Origin of the sequence: Curtobacterium sp. ER1/6 (assembly GCF_001742745.1) — a bacterium.
GTDB lineage: Bacteria > Actinomycetota > Actinomycetes > Actinomycetales > Microbacteriaceae > Curtobacterium > Curtobacterium citri.
Window position 1 is genome coordinate 1 of sequence record NZ_MJAK01000009.1, and the last position, 24,239, is coordinate 24,239.

Sequence of the window (24,239 nt, forward strand, 5' to 3'; positions counted from 1 at the left end):
CGGGCCCCGCCACGGGCCTCCCGTCCGCCGCTCCCGCGTCAGCGAGACGCCGTCGTCGTCCCCAGACGCCGCCGGATCTGGCGGCGTCTCGCCGCGCAGTGGGCGTCTCGCACAGACGCCCCCGGCTCAGCCGAACAGGCGACGGCTCGCGATCTCGGCACCCTCGGTCAGCGCGCGGAGCTTCGCCCACGCGACGTCCGACGCCACGAACTCGTAGCTCGCGAAGGTCGCCAGGCCGCAGTCGGTGCCGGCGACGATGCGGGTCGGGTCGCCCACGGCCTCGGCGGCCTCGACGATGCGGTTCGCGACGAGCTGCGGGTGCTCGAGGTAGTTCGTCGTCACGTCGATCACCCCGGGCACGAGCACGGCGTCCTCGGGGAGCGGCAGGTCGCGGAACGCGGGGAACTCGTGCGCGTGCCGCGGGTTGCCGAACGGGATGCTGAAGGACCCGACCTCCGCGCGGTACAGGTGCGGCAGCAGCACGTCGACCGGCACGTCGTCCTGGTGCGGGCCCTGCCAGTTGCCGTAGCAGACGTGCAGGCGCGTCCGTTCCTTCGGGATGTTCCGCAGCGCGTGGTTGAGCGCGTCGACGTGCAGGTCCACGGCGGCCAGGAACTCGTCGAGGGGTGCGTCGCCGAAGTGGATCACACGTTCCATCGCGAGGTCGGGGGCGTCGAGCTGCAGGACGTGGCCGCGGGCGACGATCTCCTCGTACTCGACGCGGAGCTGCTCGGCGAGCGCGAAGACGTACTCTCGGTGGTCGCGGTAGTGCGGGTTCTGCTCGTCGAGCAGCAGGGTCGTCGCGACGATGCCCGGGGTCGCGGCGGAGAGGAAGGTGCCCGCCGGGGTCCGGCCCGCGGCGGCGTTCCGCGCGAGCTCGCGCTCGAAGCCGTCGAGGTCCTCGCGGATGCCGGCGCGCTCCTGGTCGTACTCGAGCAGTCCCTGCGCGACCGGGGTGTCCCAGACGCGTGCGAACTCGGCGCCCTCGTCGATCTGACGCGCCTGGAACGCGGCGTACTCGGGGAACTTCACGGAGTCGAGCGTCGGCTTCCGGTGGCCCGTCCCGCCGAAGCCGGACAGGCGCTCACGGATGTAGGTCGAGAAGCCGACGCGGGGCACCTCGCCGTCGTTCACCACGTCGATGCCGGCGTCGAGCTGCGCGTCGACCGTCCGTGCGAGCACGGCGGCGGTCTCCTCGCGGAGTGCATCGGCGTCGTACGGCTTCCCCTGGTCGCGGGCGACCAGGAGCGCGGTGAGCTCGGGCGTCCGGGGGAGCGACCCGGTGTGGGTGGTCAGGATGCGGTCGGTCGAGTTCTGGAGCGGCACCCCGCCACGGTACCGACGGGAGGCGCGTGGTCGCGCAGTCGTGACGTCTCGCGTCCATCTCTACAGCAGGTTCCTGAACCTGTGAGACCGTAAAGCTGCGCTGCTACTGGGAACCTGCCTGGAATCCCCGGAGTACGGTCCGCTCTCGTGAGCAGCACGACGAACGGGGCGATCAAGAGCCTGGTGCCCGCCAGGATGGACCGGATGCCGTGGACGAGGTTCCACTGGAGCGTGGTGGTGGGGTTGGGGGTGTCCTGGATCCTCGACGGCCTCGAGATCCAGATCGTCTCGAACGCCGGGTTCCAGGCGGACCTCGGACTCTCGACCCAGCAGGTCACGTACCTCGGCACCATCTACCTGTTCGGTCAGGTCATCGGAGCGCTCGTGTTCGGGCGGCTGTCCGACCGCCTCGGTCGACGGAAGCTGTTCATCCTCACGCTCGCGATCTACCTGATCGGCTCGGGCATCGCCGGCTTCGCGCAGGACTTCTGGTTCCTGGCGGCCTTCCGCTTCGTCGCCGGCCTCGGCATCGGCGGTGAGTACGCGGCGATCAACTCCGCGATCGACGAGCTGATCCCCTCGAAGTACCGCGGTCACGTCGACATCGCGATCAACGGGACCTACTGGGGCGGTGCCGCCCTCGGCGCCTTCGCGAACATCTACCTGCTCGACACCTCGATCTTCGCGGAGAACATCGGGTGGCGGATCGGGTTCTTCCTCGGCCCGGTGCTCGGCATCGCGATCATCTTCCTCCGACGCCACATCCCGGAGAGTCCCCGGTGGCTCATGACGCACGGCCGCGAGGACGAGGCCGAGCGGACCGTCTCCCAGATCGAGGAGTCGGTCGAGAAGTCCACCGGCCACCGGCTGCCCGACGTCGACGACTCGAAGGCCATGACCGTCACGCCGCTCGACAAGGTCGGCTTCCTGACCATCGCGCGCGTGCTGCTCAAGCAGTACCCGACCCGGACGCTGGTCGGCGCGACGATGATGATCACGCAGGCGTTCCTCTACAACGCGATCTTCTTCACGTACGCCCTCGTCCTCACCAACTTCTTCGGGTTGAAGACCTCGGAGACGTCGATCTACTTCTTCCCCTTCGCGATCGGCAACCTGCTCGGGCCGATCATCCTCGGGCGGTTCTTCGACACGTGGGGCCGTCGGCAGATGATCTTCCTGACCTACCTAGTGTCGGGGCTGGTGCTGGCGACGTCGGCGTTCCTCTTCCGGGCCGACGCGATCAGCGCCACCGTCCAGGTCGTGTTCTGGTGCGTCTCGTTCTTCTTCGCCTCCGCGGGGGCGTCGAGTGCCTACCTCACCGTCAGCGAGATCTTCCCGCTCGAGCTCCGGTCGCAGGCCATCTCGTACTTCTTCGCGCTCGCGCAGATCTTCGGTGCCGTCGCGCCGACCATCTACGGAGCGTTCATCGGGGACGGTTCGTCGCGGGAGCCGCTGTTCTGGGGGTACCTGCTCGGCTCCGGGGTGATGATCGTCGGTGGCGTCATCGCGCTGATCTTCGGCGTCGACGCGGCACGCAAGGGCCTCGAGGACATCACGCAACCGCTGTCCGTGCTCACCGAGGCCAGCAAGAAGTAACACTTCGTACACGAAATGTTCTGGGCCGACACCCTCCGCTTGGGAGGGTGTCGGCATGGCACTCCTCCACACTCCGACACCGACCGGAGCGGTCCACCGGTCGCCCGTCCACGGACCGCTCGGTGGCACCGATGCGTGAGCCTGGCTGGATGGATCGCGCATCGTCCCCGGTCACGGGCCGGGTCCCCGACCCGCAGGGCATCCGACGCAGCCTGCTGCGCGATGCTGTCTTCCTCAAGCTGCTCGAGAACGTCCTGCGCGGTGTGTACCGGCGGGGGCAGCGGTTGCGCCTCGACGACATCGCCGAGGACATGCAGGTGTCGCGGACGCCGGTGCGCGAAGCGCTCGTGCCGCTCGAGGCCCTCCGGCTCGTGAGCGTGCAGCGGTACGTCGGTGTCGTGGTGGCGCCGTGGTCGGTCGGGCAGATGGTGGAACGGCTGCGGGTGGCTCGGGCCATGATCGCGGAGCCCGCCGTCGGTGGGCCGGGTGTCGAGGAGCCCTTCGACGCACAGCGGCTGCGGTCGTGCCTGACCGAGGCGGGCGCACTCGTCGAGCTCGGTGCCTGGTACCTGCGGCGCCGAGGGGCGGTGGTGAGTTCGGACTGGCTCGTCGCGCAGCGTCCGGTGCTCGACGCGTTCTTCACGGACGACGTCGCGGTGGCCAACGGCATCGATGCGGTCGTGGGGCGCCGTGCGCGGGTGCAGCAGGTCGAGCGTGCCGCGGCCGCTGCGGAGCTCGGGCAGCTCGACTCCTGTGCCGCGGAACTCGTGGGGCTCGCCGACGACCTCATCGCGCTGCCCGACCGGTTCCGTTCGGCTGCCTGAAGACCCAGAGCGGGGGCGCGGACCGGGTCCGCGCCCCCTGGTCGTCCCCGCACGAGCGCATCGCGATCGGGCGCGCCGGGCTCGGCAGGAGGGGACGACGTCTGGTGCTGTGTCGCGACTGCGGGGGAGGACCCCCGGAATGTGATCGCCGCGTCCCGATGATGCTAGGCGTCGGGGTACGGCTCGACAACCCCCAGATGTCCCCACTTCAGGGGACCGAGCATCGCGAGTCGGCCCGAGTCGGAACTCGGCGGTGGCTGAGGTCGAGCGGAGGCCGGTCCTCCTGTATGGTGGGACCTGCGTTCGCGAGAGCGCATGGAGACGTCGCATAGTTCGGCCGAGTGCACCACCCTGCTAAGGTGGAGTCCCCTTTGAGGGGACCGAGGGTTCAAATCCCTCCGTCTCCGCACGAACGACGAGACCCCCGCCCCGCGCGGGGGTCTCTTCGTTCGTGCCGGGCTCGTCGTGCCGGGCTCGTCATACCCGGCTCGTCATACCCGGCTCGTCGTCCCGGGTTCGTCGTCGCAGCCCCGTCGCACCGGTCGGCTACCGTTGCCGGGTGCTCCGCCGATCCGTCCTCACCGCCGCCGTCCTCGTGCTGGCGAGTGTGTCGCTCACCGGGTGTGTCGGAGCGACCGGGTCGTCCCGCCCCGTGGTGGAGGCGTACGCCGAACCCGGGGACGGACTCGCCGCCCGGGTGACCGCCGCGACCGAGCTCGCCGCGACGATCGGCATCGACGGTGTCACCCTGACGGACGACGGTGCCGCACTGCACCCGCTGCCCGAGGGCACCGACGAACTGACCCGTGCCGCGGCCGCTGGCAGTGCCGGCACCGAACTGCTCGTCAGCAACTACTCCGAGTCGCTCGGTGACTTCTCCCCGGAGACCGGCACGGCGCTGCTCGGCGACCCGGACGCCCGCGAGCACGTCGCCCACGAGCTCGCCGCCCTCGCTGCGGAGCATCACCTCGACGGCGTGCAGATCGACCTCGAGTCCCTGCGCGCGCAGGACCGCGCCGGACTCGTCGCCTTCGCCGCAGCACTCGAGGCAGCCGTGCACGACGAGCTCGGGGACGACGCCGAGGTCTCGATGGCCGTGATGGCCTCAACGTCGGCGTCCGGCTTCCGGGACACCGGCTACGACCTCCGCGCTCTCGCGGAACACGTCGACCGGTTCGTCCTCATGACGTACGACGAGCACGGCCCGTGGAGCGAGCCGGGCACGATCGGCGCGCTGTCCTGGGCGCAGCGGGTCGTCGGGACGGCTGAGCGCGAGGGGCTGTCGGCGGACCGGATCGACCTCGGCATCGCCGGCTACGGGTACGTGTGGGGCGCCGACGAGGGCTCCGACGACGCGGGCCAGGTGTCGCCCGCACGAGCACGCGACCTCGCCGGCGACGCTGCGCGGTGGTCGGAGCGGACGGGGGAGTGGTCCGCGACGCTCGCCGACGGCCGCGAGCTGCACTGGTCGGACGCCCGGTCGTACCGGGCGCGGGTGGCGCTGGCGCGGGACCTCGGGCTGCACGGGGTCGCGTACTGGTCGCTCGGCACGCAGGCGCTGCCCGCCTGACGGCAGCACGGTGCCGGGTCGCCTCAGGCCCGCGGCGGCGCCGTCGTCGAGCGCACCACGAGCGACGGCTGCACGAGGGTCCGCGTCGGTGCGGGCCCGGCCGTCGGACCGCCGATCAGCGACACCAGTCGCTCGACCGCGAGCCGCCCGACCTCGTCGTTGTGCGGGTCGACGGTCGTGAGCCGGACCAGGGGTGACGACGCCAGCGGGGTCTCGTCGTTCCCGATCACCGACACGTCCTCGGGGACCCGGAGGCCGGCGTCCCGCACCGCGGCGATCGCGCCCATCGCCATGACGTCGTTCGCGGCGAAGACCGCGGTCGTCCCGGGGTGCTCCGCGAGCGCGCGCCGCGTCCCCTCGTACCCGGTGGACTCGTCGGTCGGACCGTCGCCGACCACGAGCGGGACGGCCCCCGCGGCGACCATCCGCTCGACGGCGGCCGCGCGCCGGGCGGCAGCCGGGCCTCCCGACCCGGTGACGTGGACGATGCGCCGGTGCCCGAGCGACAGCAGGTGCTCGGTTGCCAGTCGGCCGCCCGCGGCCTCGTCGGAAGCGACCACGTCGAGACCCGGCGGCACCGTCGCCCGCTCGCCCGCGACGACCACCGGGGTGTCCTGCGGGACGACGGTGTCGGCGGATCCCTCGGCGGCCAGGACGACGCCGTCGACGCGGAGCGCGAGCAGGTCGTCGAGCGGCGAGGTGCCGAGGTGCGCGTTCGCCTGCGTGTCCGCCACGGTGAGCCGGAGCCCGTGCGGTGCGAGCGCGGTCCGGACGCCGTCGAGCATCGGGACGAACCACGGGTTCCGGAAGTCGTCGACCACGACGCCGATCGTGCGGGTCCGCGTGCCCGCCAGGATCGCGGCGGCGCGGTTCGGCCGGTAGCCGAGCTCCGCGACGGCGGCGAGCACGGCGGTGCGGCGGGCGGCGGAGACACCGGGGTCGTCGCGCAGCACCATCGACACGAGCGACTTCGAGACCCCGGCACGGGCGGCGACGTCGATGATCGTCGGCGGGCGGTGGGACACGGGCGACTCCGATCGGACGTCGGGGGAACCAGGTGCTTGACAGGACATGGCGTGAGACGGGTACAGTCTAGTGCGTTCTGGAACGTTCCATAATGCACCTCACGTCTCGAAGGAGAGCACGCATGGTCGACAGCATCGGCGTCGCCGTCATCGGCGCCGGCATGGCGGGGAAGGCACACGCGGCAGCGTGGCGCAACGCACCGTCCCTCTTCGCACCCACCCTGCCGCCCGTGCGGCTCGTCTCGGTGTGCGACGCGTACGAGCCCGTCGCCGACGAGTCCGCGCGACGCTTCGGCTACGAGCGGCACGACACCGACTGGCGGGCGGTCGCCGCTGCGGACGACGTCGACGTCGTCAGCGTCGTCGTCGCCAACCACCTGCACCGCGAGGTCGTCGAGGGACTGCTCGACGCGGGCAAGCACGTGCTGTGCGAGAAGCCCCTGTCCGACTCGCTCGAGGACGCCCGCGCGATGGCCGACGCCGCCCGACGTGCCGCCGGTCGCGGGCTCGTCGCCCGCACCGGGTTCACCTACCGCCGTGCACCCGGGCTCGCCGCGATCGCCGAGCTCGTCGGGGACGGCACGCTCGGCCGGGTGCTGCACGTCTCCGGCCGGTACTGGACCGACTACGGCGCCTCACCGGACGTCCCGACCTCCTGGCGCTTCGCCGGTGCCCCCGGGACGGGTGCACTCGCGGACGTCGGCTCGCACCTGACGTACGTCGCGGAGTTCCTCGCCGGTCCGGTGGTCAGCGTCAGCGGCGGGACCTTCACCACCGCCGTCACCAAGCGGCCGGTCGCCGCCGGGTTCGCCCTGCGCGGGCAGGACGTCCCGCTGACCGGCGAACGGGTCGCGGTGGAGAACGACGACTACGCCACGTTCTCGGCGCGCTTCGGCGACGGTTCCGTCGTCGGGTCGCTCGAGGTCTCGCGGGTCGCGACCAGCCACCCGAACGGTCTCGTGGTCGAGGTGTTCTGCGAGCACGGCGCCGCGCGCTGGGACCAGGAGCGCCCGTCGGAGATCGGCCTCGCGCTGCAGGCCGACGGATCGCGCACGGGTGGGTACCGCCAGGTCGTGCTCGGCCCGGACCACCCCTACGTCGCCGGTGGCATGGCGATGGACGCCCCGGGCGTCGGCTGGGGCCAGAACCAGATGTTCGAGTACCAGGCGCGCGCGTTCCTCGACGAGGTCGCCGGTGTCGCGGACCCGCTGCCCCGCAACGCGACCTTCGACGACGGCGTCCACAACATGGAGGTCCTCGACGCGGTGGCACGCTCCGCCGCCGACGGAGGCACGGCCGTCACCGTCCCCACCAGCACCGTCCCCACGAGCACCCGGGAGCAGGACGCATGAAGCTCGGACTGTACGACGCGATCCTCCACGACCGACCGCTCGCAGACGCCCTCGCCGTGGTCGCGGCGAACGGCCTCACCGGCATCGAGCTGAACACCGGCGGGTTCCTGCCGCCCGTGCACGTGCCCGACGTCGACGCGATCCTCGAGGACGACGAGGCCCGCGACGCGTTCGTCGCGCAGTTCGCGGGGACCGGCGTCTCGATCGCCGGGCTCAACTGCAACGGCAACCCGCTGCACCCGGACCCCGCGATCGGGCCGGCGCACGCCGAGGACGTCCGGCGCAGCATCCGCCTCGCCGCACGCCTCGGCCAGACCCGGGTCGTCACCATGTCGGGCCTGCCCGCCGGTGAGCCGGGCGGCACGCGCCCGAACTGGATCGTGAACGCGTGGAACTCCGCGGCCCTCGACGTCCTCGAGCACCAGTGGGACGTGGCCGTGCCGTTCTGGCAGGAGATCGACGCGCTCGCCCGGGAGCACGGGGTGCGGGTCGCGCTCGAGCTGCACCCGCAGAACCTCGTGTTCAACGTCGCGACGATCCGCGAGCTCGTCGACCGCGGTGGCCTGACCAACATCGGCGTGGAACTCGACGCGTCCCACCTCTTCTGGCAGCAGATGGACCCGGTCGCGGTGGTCCGCGAGCTCGGGCCGCTGGTCGTCCACGCCGCGGCGAAGGACGTGCGGGTGAACCCGTCGGTGGCGCTCAACGGCGTGCTCGACAACTCCTTCCGCCGGCTCTCGCCGGACGAGCCGCGCACGAACCTCGGCGGCGACGAGTGGGCGAACGCGTGGCCGTCACCGTCGTCGTGGGACTTCGTCGCGCTCGGCAAGGGGCACCCGACCGAGTACTGGACAGCGTTCCTGCAGGCACTCCACGACGTCGACCCGGAGATGCTCGTCAACATCGAGCACGAGGACACCGAGCTCGGGCGCGAGGAGGGCGTCGCCGTCGCCGCGGCGGTGCTGCTCGCCGCCGAGGCGGCGCGTGTCGCGGCGGACGGTGCGACCCCGGTCGGCGACCCCGCGTCCTGACGTGACGGTCCCCGGACGGGAGGCGCGGTGCGGGCCCGCACCGCGCCTCCCGTCCGTCGTCGGGGCGCGACCGCGGCGCGTGGCGAGGCCCGCAGTGTGCCTTCCGGATGACGGGTGACGCATCCTCCGGTCCCTGTCACCGCGCCGTTGTAGCATGCACGACACCTGTCCCGAGACGAGGAGGCCTGCGTGCAGGACCCCACCGACCAGCCCTTCCCGATCGAGCGCGTCCGAGCGGTCGGCGACGACGTCGTGGCGGCGGTCTCCACCGTGGTGGACGGCAAGGTCGACGCGATCCGCACCGCCTTCACGGTCATGCTCGCCGAGGGGCACCTGCTCGTCGAGGACGTGCCCGGCGTCGGCAAGACCGTGCTCGCGAAGGCGCTCGGTGCCTCGGTCGGCGGCTCGGTCAACCGCATCCAGTTCACGTCCGACATGCTGCCGTCCGACGTGACCGGCGTGAACATCTACGACCAGTCCTCCGGAACCTTCCGGTTCTCGCCCGGACCGGTGTTCGCCAACGTCGTCATCGGCGACGAGATCAACCGCACCAGCCCGAAGACCCAGTCGGCCCTGCTCGAGGCGATGGCCGAGTCGCAGGTCACCGTCGACGGCGTGACCCGGCCGCTCGAGGCGCCGTTCATGATCGTGGCGACGCAGAACCCGATCGACATGGAGGGCACCTACCCGCTGCCCGAGGCGCAGCGCGACCGCTTCATGGCGCGCATCACGATGGGCTACCCGAGCGCCGACGCCGAGCGCCAGATGCTCGCCGACCGCGGTGTCCGCGACCCGCTGTCGGCGCTGCGGCCGATCGTCGACGTGCAGACCCTGCGCGCGATCGTGCAGACCGTCCGGGGCGTGCACGTCGCACCCGACGTCGAGGCGTACATCGTCGCGATCGTCCGCGCCACCCGCTCCCACCCCGACCTGACGCTCGGTGCGAGCCCGCGTGCGACGCTGCACCTCGCGCAGGCCGCCCGCGCGCACGCCGCACTGCTCGGCCGCCCGTTCGTCACCCCCGACGACGTCGCCCGCCTCGCGCCGGTGATCCTCGCCCACCGCCTCGTCCCGGTCGCCCGCGGCCTCGGCGGCGGGACGGAGGACACCGCGCGCGACGTGGTGGTCCGGATCGTCTCCGACACCGCCGTGCCGTTCGCCGCGGCTGCCGTCCGGTCCTGATGTCCGACGGCGGAGGGCCCTCGACGCTCGCGCTGCGGACCGGCGCGGTGCGGTCGTGGGCGGTCCGGTACGGCCGACGCGCCGCCGGGCTGCTGCGGCGGACCCCCTTCCCGCGACCGACCGCCCGCGGCTGGACCGTGCTCGGCTCGGGGATCGCGCTGGTGGGCGGTGGGCTCGTCGCCACGACCAGCATCGCCGTCTCCGCCGGGCTGCTCCTGCTCGTCCTCCTGCTGCTCGGCGTCGTCATGGCGCTCGTGGTGGCCGCCCCGCTCCGTGCCACCCGGACGACCGCGCGCGCCGTCGTGCAGGTCGGTGAGGTGTACCGCGAACGGATCACGCTGCGCGGCACCTCGTTGCCGATCGGGCCGCGGACGACGCTGCTCGTCCGCGAACGGCTCGAGGACGCCTTCGCGAGCGTGTCCGACGCCGAGACGTACGCGCTCGTCGGACCCCACGAGCCCCCGGCGGTCCTCGACGTCGAGGCGCTCGCGATGCACCGTGGCCGGACCCTCGTCGGTCCGGTGACGATCCGCGTCGAGGACCCCTTCGGCCTGCTGCGCATCGACCGTCCCGTCGTCCCCGCGGAGGAGGTCGTCGTCGTCCCGGCGTCCACGACCCTCACCGCCATCGACACGGGGGCGCTCGCCGGCGCCGTGTCCGCGGACGAGGGCCGCGTCGGGCAGGGCGGCTCCGCCGACGACAGCGAGCTCCGTCCGTACCGGCAGGGCGACCCGATCCGCCGCGTGCACTGGGCCCAGAGCGCCCGACGCGGCGAACTCCACGTCCGGCAGACCACGCAGGCACAGCCTCCGGAGGCCGTCATCGCGATCGACGTCCGGCGGGAGTCGTACCAGGCGCTCGGGCGCGACGACCTCGCCGAGCTGTCCGACCTCGGTGGCGACGCCGCGTTCGAGCACGCCGTCGTCGTGGCGGCGAGCGTGGCACGGGCGCTGAGCGCGCGGACCTCGCGCGTGGTGCTCGTCAGCGACGACGCGACGGGCGCCTCCCGGCACACCGGCGACGCCGGCAGCCTGACCGACGTGCTCGTCGGACTCGCCGACGTCCGCGTGCGCTCCGACGCCCGACCCGTGACCGAGGTCCTGCCCGAGGTGCGGGGACGCGACGTGCACGGCATGACCGCCGTCGTCACCGGCCGCTGCACCGTCGAGCAGGCCGCCGAGCTCGTCACCGCGACGAGCGGGTCGAGCCGCGGCATCCTCGCGACCGTCGTGCCGCCGGACCCGGTGGTGCGCGGCATCCTCGACCGGGCCGGCTGGCGCACGCTCGTGGTGCCGGTCGCCGGGGCGCAGAACCCGGGGAGCACGCGGTGAGCGCCTCGACGACCGAGCGGGTCCGTGCCGGCTCCCGCCCGCCGGCGGACGACCGCCCCACCGAGCGGTCGGACGTCCCGAGCCCCTGGGTCGTGGCCCTCGCGCCACTGCCCGTGCTCATCGCCGCCCTGTCCATGCGGCCGCTCGTGCAGGGCACCCTCTGGTGGGTCTCCGGCGTGGTCTTCACCGCCGTGCTCGTCGGGGTCGTGCTCGCCGTCCGCCGGCGGGCGCCCGGCGTGCGGTTCATCGCCCTCGTCACGACCCTCGTGCTCGGGTCCTGCGTCGCGGCGGTCGTGAACGACGTGCACCCGCTCGGCTGGCTCGACCGCGGGGGCGCGCTCGGCGAGGCACTCGCGGCGATCCGGCTCAACCCGGCACCGCTGCTCCAGACCGACGCCGTCCGGCTCGTCGTCACCGTCGCGATCGGCTGGGTGGCCGGGGTGTCGCTCTTCCTCGCCGCCGTGGCGCCGACCGTGGCACTGGCCGCGGTGCCCGCCCTGGTGGTGCTCATCGTGCCCGGTGTCGTCACCGGTCAGCCGGCCCCGGCCGTCCTCGTGGTCCTGGTCGGGGCCGCGTTCCTCGGGCTCCTCTGGCTGTCGGTGCGACCGGTCCAACGGGCGTTCCCCGCGACGGTGGTCGGCGCGGTCGGGCTCGTCGTCGCCGTCGGGCTGCCCGCCCTCGTGCCGCTCAACGCGAGCTGGCTGTCGGGGGTCACCGGGTCGCTGCAGTCGCCGATCCAGCCCGGCCGTCCCGGCACCCTGCTCGAGCTCGGGCGGGACCTGCGACAGCCGAACGAGCTCGAGGTGCTGCGGTACCGCACCGCCGACGGGCAGCCGGAGTACCTCAAGCTCGCCGACCTCGACGAGTTCGGCACCGGCGACTGGGTGCCGACCGTGACGGACGCGAGCACGTCGGACACCGCCGACCAGCAGCAGTGGGCCGTCGGGGTGAACCCACGCCTGGCGAGCCGGGGCGACCTGACCGTCCGGGTCACCGGCCTGTCGAGCAACTACCTGCCGGTGCCCGCGGGTGCCGTGTCCGTCGAGTCGCAGTCCACGAACCTGGACCTGGCCCGGTGGCGGTGGATGGGGGACTCGAACACGATCCGGTCGACCGGCCCCACGACCCAGCGCGGCTCCACCTACGAGGTCTTCGGCGCGTCGACGTCCTCCGGTGAGTACCTCGACGCGATCGCCGCGTCCGGCATCCTCGGACGCGCGGGCAGCCGCGGGTTCTCGCAGCCGAGTGCGGCGCAGCTCCGGACCGACCTGTCCCTGCCGCAGGACCTGCCGCGGGACATCAGGACGACCGCCGAGCGGGTGGCGGGGAGTGCGCAGGGCGACTACGGCAAGGCGCGGGCACTCGAGCAGTGGTTCCGGAGCGACCTCTTCACCTACTCGGAGACCGCCCCGGTGGAGCAGGGCTACGACGGCGACAGCATGGACGTCATCGACACGTTCCTGCGCGTCCGCGAGGGCTACTGCGTGCACTTCGCCTCGTCGATGGCGGTCATGGCGCGCTCGCTCGGCATCCCCTCGCGCATCGCCGTCGGCTACCGGGCGAGCAGCGAGCAGACCGAGGACGGCGAGTACACGGTGTCGAACCGGCAGCTGCACTCGTGGCCGGAGCTGTACATCCGCGGCGCGGGGTGGGTGTCCTTCGAGCCGACGCCGAACTCCGACGCAGCAGCGCAGGCCGGTACCGAGTCCTCGGCGACCCCGGCACCCGCGCCCTCCGAGACCCCGCTCCCCGCTCCCGGCGAGACCGAGACCGACCAGGCGACGGCCACCCCGACGCCCTCGGGATCCGCCGCCCCCGGTGCGGCGGCCGCGTCCGACCGTCCGGGCGCCGGGCCTGCGGGCGTCCTCGTCGGGCTCGTGCTCCTGCTCGCGGTGCTCGTCGCACCGGGGCTGGTCCGAGCCATGCGTCGCCGGCAGCGGCTGGCGGCGATCCGGGCGGGCCGGTCGCCGGCCGTGCAGGCCTGGCGGGAGGTCCTCGACGACGTCGCCGACCACGGCGACGCCCCGGGCGTCGCGCCACCGGACGACCCGGCCGCCGCGGCCAGGACGGCCCGCGCGGTGCTCGGCCGGCTGTCGGGAACGCTGCCGCCGGCGGTGCTGCCGCACCTGCGTACGGTGGTCGACGCCGTCGACGTCGAACGCTTCGCACCGGACGGCGCGGCAGCGGTGGACGGGACCGCGCTCCGACGAGCCGTCCTGGAGGCGCGGGTCGCCCTCGACGCGTCCGTCCCCCGGGCGCGCGTGGTGCGGTCGCGGCTGTTCCCGCCGAGCCTGCTGCCCTCGTCCGCGTGGTCGCACGAGGGCCGGCGGCGGCGGGCGGCGTAGCCGCGCTGGGCGCGCCCGCGGCGCGTGGTGCCTGCGCACAACGTGGGGCGCCTCGCGCGACGAGATCGCGTGGCGTGACGTGCCTCCCGTTGTGCGGCGGCGCCGCGGGCCACGGCCCGCGGGCGCGCCCCGCGCCCGCGCGCGTCAGCGCCGCGGGCGCACCACCGCGTCGACGATGCCGGCGATGACGTCGCCCGGGTGGACGCCGGGCAGCGCGGGGGCGTCGAACACGATGCCGACGTTCGCGCCGACGAGCAGGATCGCGAAGTCCTCCAGGGGCATCGCGGGCGCGACCTCCGGGTGCGCCCCGAACCAGAGCCGCACGAGGTCGAGCACGCCGTCCTGCAGCTCGCGGCGCTGCCGGACGAACTCGGGCATCGCCTCCGGCGTGCGGGTCGCGTAGGCGCGGAACTCGCAGAGCAGCGCGAACTGCCGGGCCTGGTCGTGCCCGCCGAACGCGGCACGGACGACGTCGGCGATGTCGGTGGCCGCGATGTCGACCCGCACCACCTCCTGCAGCGACGCGAGCACCATGTTCGTCGAGCGCTGCATGACCTGGGCGACGAGGTCCTGCTTCGACGAGAAGTTCGAGTAGACGGCGCCCTTGCTGAACCCGGCGCGGGCGGCGACGTCGTCGAGCCGGGCGCCGTGCACACCGGACTCGGCGAACACGTCGGCGCCGGCGGCGAGCAGGCGCTCCCGGACCTCGGCGCGCGGGGTCCTGGCGGTGGGGGAGGTGGCGTCGTCGTCCATGTGGTCCTGATCCCTGATCGTCGCGGTGGTGTGCCGTGCTGTCGATCTCCGCACGTGGGTGACCGTGCGGGGTGCGGGCGCCCCGGGCTGCGGTGCGACCGTCGGGGACCTGCCGCGCCGCGCGCTGCGCACACGCGCGGCACCAGCGAAGCCCCCGGCCACGTCGGTGGCCCGACCGGCACGTTCGGGTCGTGTCGGTGTGGTCGTCGACGTGGTCACCGGGTGGATACCCGGCGGTAGCGATGGTAGCGCGTGGGGACTCCCGAGCACAGTCCCGGAGGCAGGCTCAGGCGTCGTCGGACGGCTCGCGGTCGCGGTCGCTCCGCACGCTGCCCCGTCCGGTGCGCCGGCCGGGTCGACGGAGCAGCCGGATCGCGTCCGGCCGGAGACGTCGCCCGCGCTGCAGCAGGGACCCGAGGGTCGACTTCGGCTGCCACTCGCGACCGTTCGGCAGCCCCCAGCCCCGCTTGACGGCGCCGTACCGCAGCCCGAGCGAGAGCACGATGGCGGCGACGATGCCGATCGTGGGGGAGCCGAGGTGCGAGGCGACGACCATCACGGCCGACGCGGCGACCGCGACCGTGGCGTAGAGAGCGTTCCCACCGAACACCGCGGGGACGCGCCGCAGCAGCAGGTCGCGCATGGCCCCGCCGCCGACCGCGGTGACCGTGCCCATGATGATCGCGGCCGGCCACTCGAGGCCCGCGTCGAAGGTCCGCTGCACGCCGACCACCGACCAGAAGCCGATGACCGCCGCGTCGAGCACGGTGAACAGGCGGTCCCACGTCACCTCGGAGAACGACACGAAGAAGGCGACGAGCGACCCGGCGATCGCGACGGGCAGGTAGAGAGGGTCGACGAGCGCGACGGGCGGGCCGTTCTGCAGCAGGGTGTCGCGGAGGATGCCGCCGCCGAGTCCGGAGACGAAGCCGACGACGAGGAACCCGAACAGGTCGAACTCCATGGTGCGGGCGAGCGAACCGCCGAGCAGGGCCGAGGCGAAGACGCCGGCGAGGTCGAGCACGTTCGTGACCGACGCCAGGCCCTCGGGGGTCAGCAGGTTCATGAGAACAATCAAACCCCACGTCGCGGAGGTGGCGGTGCGACGGCTGGTTAGGTTAGCCTCACCTTCGCCATGATCGCCACCCTCGTCATCGGTCTCCGCGAAGGCCTCGAAGCGACGCTCATCGTCGGCATCATCGCCGCGTTCCTCCGTCGCAACCGCGCTCCGCTGACCCCGATGTGGACCGGCGTCGGTGTCGCGGTCGCCCTGAGCATCGCCGTCGGCTTCGGCCTGCAGCTCGTCGAGCAGGCCCTGCCGCAGGCCGAGCAGGAGGGCATGGAGACCGTCATCGGCGCCGTCGCGGTCGTCTTCGTGACCGGGATGGTCGTCTGGATGCGGACCCACGCGCGGACCCTCTCGCGGGACCTGCAGGCGAGCGCGTCAGCAGCCCTGGGCCGCGGCACCGCCTGGGCCCTCGCCGGCATGGCGTTCCTCGCGGTCCTCAAGGAGGGCTTCGAGACCGCGGTGTTCCTGCTCGCGACCTTCCAGGCGTCGACGGACACCGGGACCGCGGCCCTCGGCGCCGTGATCGGCATCGCCGTGGCGGTGCTCATCGGGTACGGCATCTACACCGGCGGCGTGCGGCTCGACCTCGGCCGGTTCTTCACCGTCACGGGCGTCTTCCTCGTGTTCGTCGCGGGCGGCCTCGTCCTCACCGCGCTCCGCCACGCGCACGAGGCCGGGCGGCTCGTCATCGGCCAGCAGCGGACGGTCGACCTCGGCTGGCTCGCCCCGAACGGCTCGGTCCGCGGCGCGCTCGTCACCGGCGTGCTCGGCATCCCCGCCGACCCGCGCGTCGTCGAGGTGCTCGGCTGGGTCCTCTACGTCGTCCCGGTCCTCGCCGTCGCGCTCTGGCCGCGCGCATGGCGGCCGTCGCCGCGGCGCGTCCCGCGGGTGCGCGCCGTCCTCGCCGCAGCCTTCGCCGCGACGGCCGTCGTGCTCGCGGTCGCCGTGCCCTCCGGCGGCGGCACGGAGCTGCCCCGCACGGTCGCCGTCACCGGCGACGCGCGCGCCGTCACGGCGTCGGTCGACGGGGACGCCGCGGTCCTCCGGGTGGCGGGCCGCGGCCGGGAGGAGGGGCCCACTCGGTCCGGTACCGGCGCGTCGCGGAGCTTGCGGAGCGACGGGACGGCCGAGACCGAGGGGAGGATCACCCTGCCCGCGTCGGCCCACCGCCGCGTCGCCCGCGCGGGCACCAGCGCCGACCAGTGGCAGGTCACCGAGGACGTCCCGTCCGCCGACCGGCCGGCCTCGCTGACGCTCGACCAGCTCATCGGGCTGTTCGGCCGGGTCCCGGTCGGCGTCTCCCCGTCGACGAACCCCGGCCCGTTCGCCGCCGACTGGACCGTCCGCGACACCGTGACCCTCACGACCGTGCAGGGCGGCGTCCTGGAGGCGACCGGCTCGGAACGCGACGTCCTCACGCTGCGCGGTGGGGGCCTCCCGGCCGCCCGGACGACCACGCTGGACCGCGACGTCTGGACCGTCCCGCCCGCCGACGCGGACCGTGCGGCGGCGGACCTCGCCGCCGCGCAGACGCGTGCCGCCGAGCTGCGCCTCTGGAACGCCTGGCTGCCGCTCGCGCTGCTCGTCGCGGCGGCCGCCCAGGCCGCGCTCGCGCTCCGTGACCGGCGCCGCGTCCGGACCCCCACGACCACCACCCCCGGAACCGACCCGTCGCGCGGCCCGCCCGCCGACGTCCCTGCGAGGAGCCTCGACCATGCCGTTCGGTAGGACCCCCACGATCCCGACCGCCACGACGACCGCCCGACCCCTGCTCGCCCTCGGCGCCCTGGGTGTCGCCGCTGCCCTGACCCTGACCGGGTGCTCGGCCGGCAGCACGCCGGCCGACGACGCGACCGGCGGCACCGGCCGGGTGTCCCGCGTCACCATCACGTTGACGAACGACGGCTCCGACGCCTGCGCCGTGTCGACCACGAAGGTCCCCGCGGGCCCCGTCACGTTCACCGTGCACAACGAGTCGTCCACCGCCATCACCGAGGTGGAGCTCCTGCAGGACCAGCGCATCCTCGGCGAGAAGGAGAACCTCGCCCCGGGCCTCGACCCCGTCCGCTTCACCGCGACCCTGACCGGCGGCAAGTACCAGGTGTACTGCCCCGGCGCGGCCGAGGAGCTGACCGACTTCACCGTCACCGGGAAGGCGGCGGCGACCGCCGACAGCAGCGCCGCGGCCCTGCTCGCCGACGGCGCGACGGGCTACGCGACCTACGTCGACGGCCAGGTGACCGACATGGTGACCGCCGTCCGGCAGCTGCAGACCGACGTCGACGCCGGGGACCTCGACGCGGCGAAGCGCGACTACGCGGCCGCCCGGCCGTTCTACGAGCACGTCGAGAGCGACGTCGACGGCTTCGTCAAGCAGGGCCACAGCGCCACCGACAACGCGGGCAACCTCGACTACCTCGTCGACATGCGGCAGTCGAACCTCGACGCCGCCGTCGGCTGGAGCGGGTTCCACGCCGTCGAGAGGGACCTGTTCCAGGCCGGCGCGATCACGGCGTCGACGAAGCAGACCGCCGCCGACCTGACCGCGAACGTGCAGCTCCTCGCGAAGCTCGTGCCGACGCTGCACTACAAGCCGGAGGACCTGGCGAACGGCGCCGCCGGGCTGCTCGAGGAGGTCCAGTCGAACAAGATCACCGGGGAGGAGGAGGCGTACAGCCACATCGACCTGGTCGACCTGGCCGCGAACGTCGAGGGCGCCCGGCAGGCCTTCGCGTACCTCAAGCCCGGCCTGACGAAGGTGGACCCGGCCCTCACGAAGCAGATCGCCGCGCAGTTCGACGCGACGAACACGATGATGGACGGGTTCCGCGACGCGAACGCCCTCGGCGGCTTCAGCACGTGGGACGCCGCCGCGAAGGCGGAGGACGCCAACCGCATCTCGCAGCAGGTCCAGGCGCTCCAGGACCCGCTGTCCCGCCTGGCCGAGAAGGTCGCGACGGCGTGACCGCGTCACGGTTCTCGCGCCGTGGTCTGCTCGGCGCCGGGCTCGCCGCGGCCGGTGCCGGCGTCGGCGCGGTCGCAGGTGTCGCCGGGGCCACGGTGGCGACCGGGGTCGACCCGTTCGCCGCCGCCGGCAACGCCGACGAGTCCATCGACCTCTCCCAGCAGGTGCCGTTCTACGCGACGGCGGCACGGCAGCCGCAGGGCGGGATCCGGACGACCCCGCAGCGGCACTGCGTGTTCATGGTGTTCGACCTGACCGCCTCCACCGCCACCGAGCTGCAGGTGCTGCTCGCCCGGTGGTCGGCGGCGATCGCGCAGCTGCAGGCCGGTCGGACGATCGGCAGCGTCGAGCCCGCACACGGCGAGGGCGTCGGCGCGGACACGGGGGAAGCACTCGACCTCGGTCCCGCGTCCCTCACGGTCACCGTCGGCCTCGGCCCCGGGGTGTTCGACGAGCGCTTCGGGCTCGCGGCGAAGCGCCCGGTGCACCTCGCGGCGATCCCGACCCTGCCGAGCGACGCCCTCGAGGACGGCCTGACCGGCGGGGACCTCTCCCTGCAGGCCTGCGCCGACGACCCGCAGGTGGCGTACCACGCCGTGCGCGACCTGGCGCGGATGGCCCGTGGGACCGCGACCGTGCGGTGGACGGTGATCGGCTTCGGCCGCGCCTCCGCCGGTCCGTCGCAGTCGACGCCGCGGAACCTGATGGGCTTCAAGGACGGCACCCGCAACGTCTCGACGAACGAGGAGTACGACCGCTTCGTCTGGCTCGACGACGACGCCGGGTGGATGGCCGGTGGCACGTACCAGGTGGTCCGGAAGATCCGGATGAACCTGGAGACGTGGGACGCCGACGTCGTGCGCGACCAGCAGCGGGTCTTCGGCCGTACGAAGGTGGAGGGCGCCCCGCTCTCCGGCGGGACCGAGCACACCACGCCGGACTTCCACGCGGCCGCGCACGGAGCCGGTGCGGACGGCGGGACCGCGATCGACCCGCGGTCGCACGTCGCGCTCGCCGCGCACGAGAATAACGGCGGCGTGAAGATCCTGCGCCGCGGCTACAACTACACGGACGGGCTGAACCAGTACGGCCAGCTCGACGCCGGGTTGCTCTTCGCGGCCTACACGACCGACCCGGAGCACTTCACGCGGCTGCAGCGGAAGCTCGGGGCGTCGGACCGTCTGAACGAGTACGTGTCGCACATCGGGTCCGGCGTCTTCGCCGTCCCGCCGGCGCCGCGGAAGGGGTCGTACGTCGGGGAGCAGCTCTTCCGCTGACCGGCCCGCGGAGCTGAGGTGGGTGTCCTCCGTCGTTTCCCTGGAGACGGAGGACACCCGCGTCGCGGAGTCGGCGGACGGAACCACCGTCCGGCCCTGGGGGGGGGCGACCCGGCGCGACGCGTCGCGATGCGACAGGGGGAGCGTACCTCGCGGACCGGTGGAACAGGCCGTGTCTTCCGGCAGCGGACAGCGGGACGGGCCGCCCCACCGAGGTGGGACGGCCCGTCGCGTGCCGTCGGCCGGGAGGCGCGGTGTCAGTCCGTCAGGACCGTCGCCTCGCGCTCGGCGCGCTTCCGGCGGGCGAGCACCAGGCCCAGCGCGCCGGCGAGCAGCAGGACACCGGCGGCGATGCCCGGGACGACCAGGTCGGCGCCGGTGAAGGCGAGGTCGCCACCGGCCGTGCCCGGACGGACGCCGTCGGCGACGCCGTCGCCGTCCACGTCGCCGGTGCCGGTGCCGGTGCCGTCGCCCGGCAGGCCCGCGCCCGGGGCGGTCGGGTCACCGGCACCCGGGGTCCCCGGGTCGGTGGGGTCCGTCGGGTCGGTCGGGTCGGTCGGGTCCGTCGGCTCGGCGGCGGTCTCGATCGGCACGGTGACGGCGAGGGTGATCGTCTGACCGTTCGGCAGGGTCACGACGAGCGGCTCGTCGGTGGTCGCGGTCGGCGCGGCCGCGGTCGGCGCAGCCGCGAGTGCCGAGGCACGAGCGTCAGCGGGCGTGGCGACGGTGCCCTCGGGGACCGTGAAGGTCAGGGTCGCGCGACCCTGCTCGTCGCGCTTGTCCACGATCGTGGGGTCGATCGGGGACTCCGCGAGCAGGACGTCGCCCGCGCTGACGGACACCGAGCCGGCTGCCGCGGGGTCGTCGCTGCTGAAGACGAGGGACGACAGGGCGACCGAGACCTCGTCACCGGGCTGGAAGCCCGCGGCCGGGACCGGGGTCGTCACGACGCCGACGGCACGCTGGTCGGTCGGCGGCGTGACGACGGGGTTCGCGACGAAGTAGTCCACCTGGGCCTGCAGGTCGACGGTGCCCGAGTCGGCCTTGTTCGTCCCCGAGGCGAAGGCGGCGAAGTTGTCGCCACCGGTCGACAGGAACGAGTTCACCGTGACCTTGAGGGTGTCGTCGAGCGCGATCGGGGCGCCGTCGAGGGTCATCCCGGTGATGCGCGCGCCACGGGCGGCGTCGGGGTCGTACGTGTACGCGAAGCCGTCCGAGACGCCGAGCTTGAGGAACGGACGCTCGAGGCCGTCCGGCTGCCACTGCTGCTCGAGGGCGTCCTTGATCTGCTGCCCGGTCATGTCCTCGGTGACGAGGGTGTTCGCGAACGGCTGGACGAGAGCGGCCTCCTTGTAGGTGACCTGCCCGTCGGGGTCGCCCGCCCCGCTCGAGGCGAACAGCATGTCGGTCCGGAGACCGCCCGGGTTCATGAAGGCGACCTGCGAGCCCTGGCGCTCTGTGGCCGACCGCTGCACCTCGGCGATGTAGTTGCCGAGCACGGACTCACCACCGCGGTTCTCGGTCTTCCGGTCCGACTGCACGGCACGACGCAGGTCGGCGGTGATGTCGCCGAGCTTCTTCGCGCCCTCGACGTCCGCCTTCGCCTTCGCCGCGGTGACGATGCCGCTCACCTCCTGCACCGAGGTCTGGTCCGCCGGCACGCGCGTGGAGCCGTTCACCGACTGCACCTCGGACGTGATCGACTTCAGCTCCTTGTCGGCACCGACGGTGAGCTGCAGGTGGCCGTAGTTCACGCCGTAGGACCCGGTCTGGATCACCGGACGGACGGTCCCGTCCGGACCCGGGATCGAGTGGTCGTACGTCGCGTGCGTGTGGGCCGACACGATCGCCGACACCTTCGACGAGACGCCCGAGGTGATCTTCCCGAAGGCGCCCGTGCCGGTGGCGTCCGCGAGCGCACCCGTGGTGGCGCCCTCGTGGACGAGCAGCACGAGCACGTCGGCCTCGCCGTTGTCGGCCTTGCCGTCGGTGAGCTCGTCGGCGTAGCGGTTCACCTGGCTGACGATCGGTGCCATCGCCAGGCCCTGCACGCCGCCGGGGCTGACGAGCCCGGGGATGAGGTCCTCGGTGGTGGCGCCGATGAAGCCGACCTTGACGCCCCCGCGCTCGACGATCGACCACGGCGTGAAGGCCGGGTCGGTGGTGCCCGCCTTGACGATGTTCGACGACACGTAGGGCCACTGCGCGCGGTCCTCGATGCGTCCGGTCAGGTCGTCCTGGCCCTTGTCGAGCTCGTGGTTGCCGATCGCGCTGACGTCGAGGTCCATCGCGTTGAGGGCGTCGATCGTCGGCGCGTCCTGCTGGATGAGCGACGTGAAGGTCGAGGCGCCGACGTTGTCGCCGACGCTGGCGAAGATCGTGTTCGGGTTGGACTCGCGGTAGGACTGCACCACGGCGGCGAGCTTCGCGGCACCGGCGGCCTTGTCGGCGGCGGTGCCCTCGGACTCGATGCGACCGTGGAAGTCGTTGACGTCGAGGATGTCGATGGTGGTGTCGCCCTCGGCGGCGAGTGCCGCGGAGGGGACGGTGAGGGCGGTGAGGACGCCGGCGGCGACCAGGGCCGAGGCCCCGGCCAGGCGCCGGCGGCGCGGGGAGGAGTGAGCGTTCATCGGCGCTGAACCTACGAAATCCCACAGACAACACGCCAGGCCCCGGCCCGACACGTCACGTGTTGTTCACACCACGGGGGACGATCCTCCCGATCGGGGGACAACCGCCGGGTCAGTCGCGGCCGAGGGCGCCCTTCACCCGCTCGACGGCCTCGGCGGCCATCGCCTTCGCCGAGTCCTTGATCACGCCGAGCTCCGCCGGGTCGCCCTTGAGCAGGCTCTTCGCCGTGTTGACCGCGTACTCGGCGGTGATGTGCGGCGGCAGGGGCGGGACGTTCCGGCTGACGTACGCGTCGATGAGCGTGACGCCGGGGTTCGCGAAGGCCCGCTCAACGGCGGCCTCGACCTCGTCGTCGCGGTGCACCGCGATGCCCGTGAACCCGAGCAGCTCCGCGTAGCCGGCGTAGTCCATCGACTCGACGTCCTGCGAGCCGGACCACATCGGGTTGCCGTCCTCGGTCCGCATCTCCCACGAGACCTGGCCGAGGTCGTCGTTGTGCATGACGACGATGACGAGCTGCTGGTTCGGCCACTGGGCCATGTACTTCTTCACGGTGATGAGCTCGTTCATGCCGAGCATCTGGAACGCGCCGTCGCCGATCGTGCACACGGCCGGGGCGTCCGGGAAGGCGAACTTCGCCGTCACGGCGTAGGGCATCGCGGCGAGCATCGTCGCGAGTCGTCCGGACATGTCACCGTGCATGCCGCGGCGCAGCCGGATGTGGTGGCCGTACCAGTCGGCGGTGGTGCCGGCGTCGCACGTCACCGTGACGCCCTCGGGCAGGCGCTGGTTGACGGCGCGGATGACCCGGCGCGGGTTCACGCCGTCGTCGTAGGCGACCTCGGCCTGGCGGTCCATCTCGGCCTCCCACTCGCGCATCTCGCCGGCGAGCTTGTCCTGCCACGCGGTGTCCTGCTTGTCGCGGAGGAGCGGGAGCACGGCCTCGAGCGTCGCGCCGACGTCGCCCCACAGGTTGAGCTCGGTCGGGTAGCGCAGCCCCATCTGCTCGGGCTTGATGTCCACCTGCACGCCGCGGGCCTGACCGCTCGCCGGCAGGTACTCGCCGTAGGGGTAGTTCGAGCCGAGGAGCACGATCGTGTCGCACTCCTTGACCTGCGTCAGGCTCGGACGGGAGCCGAGGAGCCCGACCTGCTGCGTGTGGTACGGCACGTCGGAGGGCACGACGTCCTTGCCGCGCAGCGCGGTGATGATGCCGGCACCGGTCTTCTCGGCGGCGGCCAGCACCAGGTCCGTCGCACCGCGGGCCCCGGCACCGACGATGAACGAGACGCGCTCGCCGGCGTTGAGGATCTCGGCGAAGCGGGCGATCTCGTCCTGCGGCGGGACGATCCGGGTGGACGGGGCGGCGTCGCTCGACCGCGACACCCAGTGCTCGGCGGCGGGAGCCTCGTACGCCATGGCCTGCACGTCGTGGGGGAGCACGACGACGGCCGGCTGCTTGCGGAGCATCGCCGTGCGGAAGGCGGTGTCGACGACGACCTGGACCGCGTCCGGGGTCGCGACCGTCTCGACGTAGCACGCGACGTCGGCGAACACGCGCTCGAGGTTCGACTCCTGCTGCGTGAACGTGCCGATCGACGCGAGCCCCTGCTGCCCGACGATCGCGACGACGGGCTGGTTGTCCATCTGCGCGTCGTACAGCCCGTTGAGCAGGTGGAACGCCCCGGGGCTCGACGTCGCGACGCACACGCCGACCTCGCCGGTGAACTTCGCGTGGGCGGTCGCCATCAGCGCCGCGATCTCCTCGTGCGTCGGGCGGACGTACTCGAGCTCGCGCTCGCTGCCGTCGGCCTTCCCCAGGGCGCCGTCGAAGGCACCGATGCCGTCGCCGGGGTACCCGAACACGCGGGAGACGCCCCACGCCTTGATGCGGTCGATGACGAAGTCGCTCACGGTGGTGCTCATGCGTCCACCGTGCTCGTCGGATCCTGTACGCGTCCA

Annotated in this window: 17 protein-coding genes and 1 tRNA gene; 12 read left to right on the forward strand and 6 right to left on the reverse strand. The window is 73.1% G+C overall.

The annotated features are described in order from the left end of the window. Positions 1 to 126: 126 nt before the first annotated feature. A complete protein-coding gene (locus Cus16_RS12775) occupies positions 127 to 1,326 on the reverse strand; it encodes a cobalamin-independent methionine synthase II family protein (protein ID WP_069713045.1) in 1,200 nt (399 codons plus the stop codon). Positions 1,327 to 1,473: 147 nt separating this feature from the next. On the opposite strand from Cus16_RS12775, the gene Cus16_RS12780 reads away from it, so the two are divergent. The 4 genes from Cus16_RS12780 (at position 1,474) to Cus16_RS12795 (ending at position 5,316) form a co-directional block, all read left to right on the forward strand. Beyond that, positions 1,474 to 2,922 (forward strand): MFS transporter, encoded by a 1,449-nt coding sequence (locus tag Cus16_RS12780; RefSeq protein WP_317614865.1) that lies wholly within the window; start codon positions 1,474 to 1,476, stop codon positions 2,920 to 2,922. Between the two features lie 149 nt (positions 2,923 to 3,071). After that, the gene (locus Cus16_RS12785) at positions 3,072 to 3,746 is read left to right on the forward strand and encodes a GntR family transcriptional regulator (protein WP_069713046.1); all 675 of its coding nucleotides are present in this window, start codon (positions 3,072 to 3,074) and stop codon (positions 3,744 to 3,746) included. A 317-nt stretch (positions 3,747 to 4,063) separates the two neighbouring features. Further along, positions 4,064 to 4,153 (forward strand) — tRNA-Ser (locus Cus16_RS12790). Between the two features lie 152 nt (positions 4,154 to 4,305). After that, entirely contained in the window at positions 4,306 to 5,316 is a 1,011-nt protein-coding gene (locus tag Cus16_RS12795; protein WP_069713047.1) for a glycosyl hydrolase family 18 protein, read from the forward strand. Positions 5,317 to 5,339: 23 nt separating this feature from the next. Here the strand turns inward: Cus16_RS12795 and Cus16_RS12800 are convergent, their stop codons facing one another. Then, positions 5,340 to 6,341: a LacI family DNA-binding transcriptional regulator gene (locus Cus16_RS12800; protein WP_083263957.1), complete on the reverse strand. Its 1,002-nt coding sequence runs from the start codon at positions 6,339 to 6,341 to the stop codon at positions 5,340 to 5,342. Positions 6,342 to 6,463: 122 nt separating this feature from the next. On the opposite strand from Cus16_RS12800, the gene Cus16_RS12805 reads away from it, so the two are divergent. The 5 genes from Cus16_RS12805 (at position 6,464) to Cus16_RS12825 (ending at position 13,582) form a co-directional block, all read left to right on the forward strand. After that, positions 6,464 to 7,693: a Gfo/Idh/MocA family protein gene (locus Cus16_RS12805; RefSeq protein ID WP_069713049.1), complete on the forward strand. Its 1,230-nt coding sequence runs from the start codon at positions 6,464 to 6,466 to the stop codon at positions 7,691 to 7,693. Then, complete coding sequence (locus Cus16_RS12810) at positions 7,690 to 8,724, forward strand: sugar phosphate isomerase/epimerase family protein (protein WP_069713050.1); 1,035 nt, start codon at positions 7,690 to 7,692, stop codon at positions 8,722 to 8,724. Before Cus16_RS12805 ends, Cus16_RS12810 begins: the two co-directional genes overlap by 4 nt. Before the next feature lie 189 nt (positions 8,725 to 8,913). Beyond that, the gene (locus Cus16_RS12815; RefSeq protein WP_223246615.1) at positions 8,914 to 9,906 is read left to right on the forward strand and encodes an AAA family ATPase; all 993 of its coding nucleotides are present in this window, start codon (positions 8,914 to 8,916) and stop codon (positions 9,904 to 9,906) included. Continuing rightward, positions 9,906 to 11,237 (forward strand): DUF58 domain-containing protein, encoded by a 1,332-nt coding sequence (locus Cus16_RS12820; RefSeq protein ID WP_069713052.1) that lies wholly within the window; start codon positions 9,906 to 9,908, stop codon positions 11,235 to 11,237. Before Cus16_RS12815 ends, Cus16_RS12820 begins: the two co-directional genes overlap by 1 nt. Then, positions 11,234 to 13,582 carry a transglutaminaseTgpA domain-containing protein gene (locus Cus16_RS12825; protein ID WP_069713053.1) on the forward strand — a complete coding sequence of 783 codons (2,349 nt, stop codon included), beginning with the start codon at positions 11,234 to 11,236 and terminating at the stop codon, positions 13,580 to 13,582. Before Cus16_RS12820 ends, Cus16_RS12825 begins: the two co-directional genes overlap by 4 nt. Before the next feature lie 144 nt (positions 13,583 to 13,726). Here Cus16_RS12825 and Cus16_RS12830 read toward each other — a convergent pair whose 3' ends face one another. Together Cus16_RS12830 and Cus16_RS12835 are read right to left on the reverse strand one after the other, a co-directional pair. After that, positions 13,727 to 14,335 (reverse strand): TetR/AcrR family transcriptional regulator, encoded by a 609-nt coding sequence (locus tag Cus16_RS12830; RefSeq protein ID WP_069713054.1) that lies wholly within the window; start codon positions 14,333 to 14,335, stop codon positions 13,727 to 13,729. Positions 14,336 to 14,621: 286 nt separating this feature from the next. Next, positions 14,622 to 15,401, reverse strand: a complete 780-nt coding sequence (locus tag Cus16_RS12835) for a trimeric intracellular cation channel family protein (protein WP_069713055.1) — start codon at positions 15,399 to 15,401, stop codon at positions 14,622 to 14,624. Between the two features lie 69 nt (positions 15,402 to 15,470). Between Cus16_RS12835 and efeU the strand changes: the two genes are divergently transcribed. Genes efeU through Cus16_RS12850 form a run of 3 tightly spaced genes read left to right on the forward strand, consistent with a single transcriptional unit; the run spans position 15,471 to position 19,646 of the window. After that, positions 15,471 to 17,132 (forward strand): iron uptake transporter permease EfeU, encoded by a 1,662-nt coding sequence (gene efeU, locus Cus16_RS12840; protein ID WP_069713056.1) that lies wholly within the window; start codon positions 15,471 to 15,473, stop codon positions 17,130 to 17,132. Next, positions 17,119 to 18,369: an iron uptake system protein EfeO gene (efeO, locus tag Cus16_RS12845; protein WP_069713057.1), complete on the forward strand. Its 1,251-nt coding sequence runs from the start codon at positions 17,119 to 17,121 to the stop codon at positions 18,367 to 18,369. The genes efeU and efeO overlap by 14 nt, the downstream gene beginning before the upstream one ends. Then, entirely contained in the window at positions 18,366 to 19,646 is a 1,281-nt protein-coding gene (locus Cus16_RS12850; RefSeq protein ID WP_069713058.1) for a Dyp-type peroxidase, read from the forward strand. The genes efeO and Cus16_RS12850 overlap by 4 nt, the downstream gene beginning before the upstream one ends. A 257-nt stretch (positions 19,647 to 19,903) precedes the next feature. Here Cus16_RS12850 and Cus16_RS12855 read toward each other — a convergent pair whose 3' ends face one another. Continuing rightward, entirely contained in the window at positions 19,904 to 22,276 is a 2,373-nt protein-coding gene (locus Cus16_RS12855) for a bifunctional metallophosphatase/5'-nucleotidase (protein WP_069713059.1), read from the reverse strand. A gap of 112 nt (positions 22,277 to 22,388) precedes the next feature. Next, on the reverse strand, positions 22,389 to 24,203 hold the full coding sequence (locus Cus16_RS12860) for a thiamine pyrophosphate-requiring protein (RefSeq protein ID WP_069713060.1): 1,815 nt from the start codon (positions 24,201 to 24,203) through the stop codon (positions 22,389 to 22,391). Positions 24,204 to 24,239 lie beyond the last annotated feature (36 nt).